This is a genomic window from Nguyenibacter vanlangensis (assembly GCF_013376155.1).
Classification (GTDB): domain Bacteria; phylum Pseudomonadota; class Alphaproteobacteria; order Acetobacterales; family Acetobacteraceae; genus Gluconacetobacter; species Gluconacetobacter vanlangensis.
Window position 1 is genome coordinate 1 of record NZ_JABXXP010000323.1, and the last position, 3,288, is coordinate 3,288.

At 68.9% G+C, this 3,288-nt stretch carries 3 protein-coding genes; all 3 read left to right on the forward strand.

Going from position 1 to position 3,288, the window contains the following annotated elements; all coding sequences use genetic code 11:
- Window positions 1–948: DapH/DapD/GlmU-related protein (locus HUK84_RS13155; protein ID WP_176640697.1), on the forward strand; the 948-nt coding region annotated here is incomplete at its 5' end.
- The gene (gene glmS, locus HUK84_RS13160) at window positions 948–2,771 is read left to right on the forward strand and encodes a glutamine--fructose-6-phosphate transaminase (isomerizing) (RefSeq protein WP_176640698.1); all 1,824 of its coding nucleotides are present in this window, start codon (window positions 948–950) and stop codon (window positions 2,769–2,771) included. The genes HUK84_RS13155 and glmS, both read left to right, overlap by 1 nt.
- Before the next feature lie 222 nt (window positions 2,772–2,993).
- On the forward strand, window positions 2,994–3,288 hold a 295-nt coding region (locus tag HUK84_RS13165), incomplete at its 3' end, for an FAD-dependent oxidoreductase (RefSeq protein WP_176640699.1).

Here is a 3,288-nt window from a genome sequence, read left to right on the forward strand (position 1 = left end):
AGCCGCTATGGCCGCGTCGTCACCGACGACGGGACCGATGGCGGCCTGGTGCAGCGCATCGTCGAATGGGCCGACGCCTCCGACGCCGAGCGGGCGATCACCTTGTGCAACGCCGGCGTGCTCTGCGCGGGGGCCGACACATTCCGGGGGTGGCTGCGCGCCGTGCGCAACGACAATGCGAAGGGCGAATATTATCTGGGCGACGTCGTCGCGATGGCCGTCGCCGACGGGCGGCAGGTCCGCGCCGTCGTGGCGCCCGAGGACGAATTGCGCGGCATCAATTCCCGCGCCGAACTGGCCCTGGCCGAAGCCAGCGTGCAGCGCCGCCTGCGCCATGCGGCGATGGCGGCCGGCGTTACCCTGGTGGCGCCCGACACGGTGTTCCTGGCCGCCGACACGGTGCTGGAACCCGACGTAGTGGTCCAGCCCCATGTGGTCTTCGGTCCCGGCGTGACGGTGCGGCGCGGGGTGGAAATCCGTGCCTTCAGCCATCTCGAAGGCTGCGTGGTCGAACCGGACGCCGTGATCGGCCCCTATGCGCGCCTGCGCCCGGGCGCCGAGATCGGAACCGGGGCCCATGTCGGTAATTTCGTCGAGATCAAGGCCGCTTCCCTTGGGGCCGGGGCCAAGGCCAATCATCTGACTTATCTGGGCGATGCCGCGATCGGCGCGGGCACCAATGTCGGGGCCGGCACCGTCACCTGCAATTATGACGGCGTCTTCAAGCACCGGACCACGATCGGCGCCGGCTGCTTCATCGGGTCCGACGCCATCCTGGTCGCGCCGGTCACGATCGGCGACGGCGCGCTGATCGCCGCCGGCAGCGTGATCACCCAGGACGTGCCCGCCGACGCCATGGGCATCGGCCGGGCGCGCCAGGCCAATAAAGAGGGGCGCGCCGCCACCCTGCGCGCGGCCCTGGACAAAAAGAAGAAGGAGCAGGGCTGATGTGCGGGATCGTCGGCGTCGTCGGCAGCAGCCAGGCTGCCCCGGTCATTTTCGACGCGCTGCGTCGGCTGGAATATCGCGGCTACGATTCCGCCGGGATCGCGACCCTGGTCGATGGGCGGATCGAACGCCGCCGCGCGGCGGGCAAGCTGGATCACCTGGCCGCATTGCTGGCCCGCGAACCGCTGGCCGGCGTCACCGGCATCGGCCATACGCGCTGGGCGACCCATGGCGCGCCGACCGAAAACAACGCCCACCCGCACGGCACCGGGCGCGTTTCCGTGGTGCATAACGGCATCATCGAGAATTTCGAGGCCCTGCGGCGTGAACTGGAAGCGGCCGGTCATGTCTTTTCGACCGAAACGGACAGCGAAACCATCGCCCAACTGGTCGATTTCCACCTGGCGCGCGGGCTTTCGCCGCGTGACGCCGCCTTCGCCGCGCTCGGCCGGCTCGAAGGCGCCTATGCCCTGGCCATGCTGTTCGCCGGTCATGACGGGCTGGTCATCGGGGCGCGGCACGGCGCCCCGCTGGCCGTGGGGTTCGGCGAGCAGGAAATGTTCCTCGGCTCGGACAGCCTGGCCCTGGCGCCCCTGACCCGGCGCATCGCCTATCTGGATGACGGCGACTGGGTGGTGGTCACGCGCGGCGGCGCCGAATTCTTCGACGCGACGGGCGAGCGGGTCGAACGCGTGGCGCGCACCACGGCGCTGATCGCGGGTTCGGTCGGCAAGGACGGCTATCGCCACTATATGGAAAAGGAACTGCACGAGCATCCGGTCGTCATCGGCCAGACCCTGCAGCGCCTGATCGATCCGGCGACCCGCCGCGTGAGGCTGCCCGGCCTGCCTTTCGACCTGGCCCGGGTGCCCCGCGCCGTGGTCACCGCCTGCGGCTCGGCCTTCTATGCCGGGATGATCGGCCGCTACTGGCTGGAACGCATCGCGCAGATCCCCGTCGACATCGATGTGGCCAGCGAGATGCGCTACCGCGATCCGCCGCTGACGCCGGGCGGGCTGGGACTGCTGATCTCGCAATCGGGCGAAACCGCCGACACGCTGGCCGCCCTGCGCGGCATGCGCGCGCGCGGCCAGCACATCCTGTCGGTCCTCAATGTTGAACAGAGCACGATCGCCCGCGAAAGCGACGCCGTGCTGGGCACCGTGGCCGGCCCGGAAATCTCGGTGGCCAGCACCAAGGCCTTCACCGCCCAATTATCGGTGCTGGCCTGCCTGTCGATCGCCGTGGGCCGCGCCCGCGACACGCTGTCGGCCGAGGGGGAGGAGGCGCTGGTCGGGTCGCTGCTCGACCTGCCCGGCCGCGCAGGCGAAATCTTCGACCTCGCCCCGGCGATCCGCGAGATGGCGGCGGTCATCGCCGGCGCGCGCGACGTGCTGTATCTCGGCCGCGGCGCGTGCTTCCCGGTGGCCCTGGAAGGCGCGCTGAAGCTGAAGGAAGTCTCCTATATCCATGCCGAGGCCTATGCGGCAGGCGAGATGAAGCACGGCCCGATCTCGCTGATCGACCGGACGGTGCCCGTCGTCGCCTCCGTCCCCTCGGGCCGGCTGTTCGAGAAGACGGTCTCGAACCTGCAGGAGGCGCGCGCCCGCGGCGGCCGGCTGCTGGTCTTCACCGACACCCGGGGCGCCGAGCGCCTGCGCGGCCTGGCGGAAATCGTGGTCGCGGTGCCGACGGTCGATGAATTCACCGCACCGATCCTTCAGACCATTCCGGTCCAGATGCTGGCCTACGAGGTCGCGCTGCTGAAGGGCACGGATGTCGACCAGCCCCGCAACCTGGCCAAATCCGTCACCGTCGAATAATCCGCCGGGTGTTGTCAGGCACGGCGCCAGGATGTTTCCTCCGCTAGTGTCCTGCCCGAGAAATTCTTATGAGAATTTCTCGGATCAGCAGGCCACTAAAATATTGATTCTAGTGTCTTTTCGATTCCGAAATTCGCTTGCGAATTTCGGAATCGGGACACTAGCACCATCTATCTCTATCAAGGATGGGCAGGGATGGGCGGCGGGAAAGGAGCATCGGACATGGAACAGGGCGAATCCGGCAGGGGATTGCGGGTTCTGGTTCGTGGCGGCGGGGTGGCGGGCCTGACCAGTGCGGTGACTCTGGCCGAACGCGGCGCGTCCGTGACCCTGTCCGAGACCGGTCCGCGAGTCGGATCCGGCGCGTCGTGGATGGCGGGCGGCATGCTCGCCCCCTGGTGCGAGGCCGAATCCGCCCCGCCCGAGGTTACCCGCGACGCGCACGAATCGATTGATTGGTGGGCCGCCCATGTGCCCGGCGTGGCGCGCCAGGGCAGCCTGGTCCTGGCCCCGCCCC

Bases quoted from the DNA above. Each gene is read 5' to 3' on its own strand.
- glmS (WP_176640698.1), top strand. From the start codon at position 948: ATGTGCGGGATCGTCGGCGTCGTCGGCAGCAGCCAGGCTGCCCCGGTC.